Annotated in this window: 1 protein-coding gene and 1 pseudogene; both read left to right on the top strand. The window is 70.7% G+C overall.

Annotated elements, in window-relative coordinates; genetic code table 11:
* The first annotated feature begins 180 nt into the window (after positions 1-180).
* Positions 181-1383 carry an ABC transporter substrate-binding protein gene (locus FVW20_RS14410; protein WP_231039128.1) on the top strand — a complete coding sequence of 401 codons (1203 nt, stop codon included), beginning with the start codon at positions 181-183 and terminating at the stop codon, positions 1381-1383.
* Positions 1380-1729, top strand: a pseudogene (locus tag FVW20_RS14405) (PAS domain-containing sensor histidine kinase); the annotation flags it as partial. The gene FVW20_RS14410 and the pseudogene FVW20_RS14405, both read left to right, overlap by 4 nt.

Genomic DNA, 1729 nt, shown 5'->3' with positions numbered 1-1729 from the left:
CGGCGGTGGTCGCGCGGTTTCATGGTGCCAGAGCCCGCCCGGGGCGTCCACAGGAACGGCGGAGTGCGCGGGGCCGCCACGCCACCGATGGCCCCGCCAGCCGCACCGCATGCCGCCCGATGGACTTTAGTCCATGGCCGCTATAAGATTCGGGCATATCGCCCACCGCGGGGGGGTCACATGGCGCACGCAGAGCACGGGGATTCCCCGGACCGGAAGAAGGCCCCCAATCAGGGTGCCGCACCAGGACGCCGCCCGCACCGCGCCATCGTGGCCGCCCTAACCCTCATGGTCGTGTCCCTGGCGACCCTGAGCGTCCTGCTGCTCCTGCTGCGCGAACCGCCCACCGTGCGCATCGGTTTTGCCGGGCAACTCGAAGGCCTCGCCTCCGATCTGGGCGTGCAGGGGCGCAACGGCGCGCAATTGGCAGTCGAGCACCTGAACGCCGCCGGGGGCGTGGCCGGACGCCGCCTTGAGCTGGTGGCCGAGCATGACGGCACCACCCCCGAAGAGGCACGCGCGGCGGTCACCCGGCTGCTTGCCCGCAACATACAGGCAGGGGTGGGGCACATGACCAGCGGCCAGACCGTGGCTACCCTGCCCCTGTGGGAAGCCGCCGGGGTGCCGCTGATCTCTCCCACCACCAGCACTCCCGCGCTGGAAGGCAAGGAGGACGGCTTCTTCCGCGTCATTCCGGCCAACACGGCCTGGGCCGAGGCACTGGCCGCATACGCCCGTTCCACAGGCCTGCGCGAGATGGCCGTGGTTCGCGAAACGGCAAACGCCCCCTTCTCCGCCCCCTTTGCCGAGGCCTTCGTGGCCCGGTTCCGCGAACTGGGAGGCACCGTGACCGCCGACCTTCCCTACGCCACTGCCGACCGGCAGGAATTTGCCCAGGCGCTTCGCCATGCCCGGCAGTCGACCGCCTCCGGCGTGTTGCTGGTGTGCCCGGCGCGCGACGTGGCCATGGCCGCGCAAGCCTTTCACCGCGACAGGTTCTTTCCCGCGCTGTACAGTTCTTCCTGGGGTTACACCCGCGAACTGTTGCTGGCGGGCGGCAGCGACGTGGAGGGCATCGTCTTCGCCCATGCCTATGCCGCCGACCTTGGCGACGACGCCTTCCGCAACTTTCACGCCGCCTATGCGGCGCGCTTCGGCTGGATGCCCAACTTCGCGGCAGCCTTCGCCTACGAGGCGGTGATGGCTTTGGGCGACGCCCTGGCCCGCGCCGAAGGCGACCCGTCCAGACTGCGCGCAACCCTTCCCGAGGTCCGCAACCTTACGGGCGTGCTCGGCCCCATCAGCCTTGACCGGTACGGCGACGTGCACCGCCGTTCGTTCCTCCTGACCATCCGCGACGGCGAATTCGCGACACTGCAATGAATGCACCCACCACCAATCCCGGCGGCCAGGCCCGTGCCGCCGCGCCCAACTGCCCCGAAAACGGCCCAGCCCCCGGTCGGGCGCCGCGCTCGCTGGGCCGCCTGCTGCATACCCGGCTGCTGGTGTGGCTGGCGCTGCTGGGGCTGTGCATCCTGGCCTTTGCGGGCACCTTCACCTACCTGGGCCGCGAGGCCGACTTCGAACGGCAAAGCGCGTTGCTGACGGCCACCCTGGCCCGTTACCTCGAAGAGCACGTGGACAACGCCGCCCTGTCGCTGGCCCGGCTGGCCTCGGCCCTGCCCACCTCGCCCTCGGCCGCCCGCGTGGCGGAGGAACTGGGCCGCAG

It is taken from the genome of Nitratidesulfovibrio oxamicus, from assembly GCF_015731765.1.
GTDB classification, from domain to species: Bacteria; Desulfobacterota; Desulfovibrionia; order Desulfovibrionales; family Desulfovibrionaceae; genus Cupidesulfovibrio; species Cupidesulfovibrio oxamicus.
Note: the sequence above shows the minus strand (reverse complement) of the source record. Positions and strands in the feature narration are given on the sequence as shown.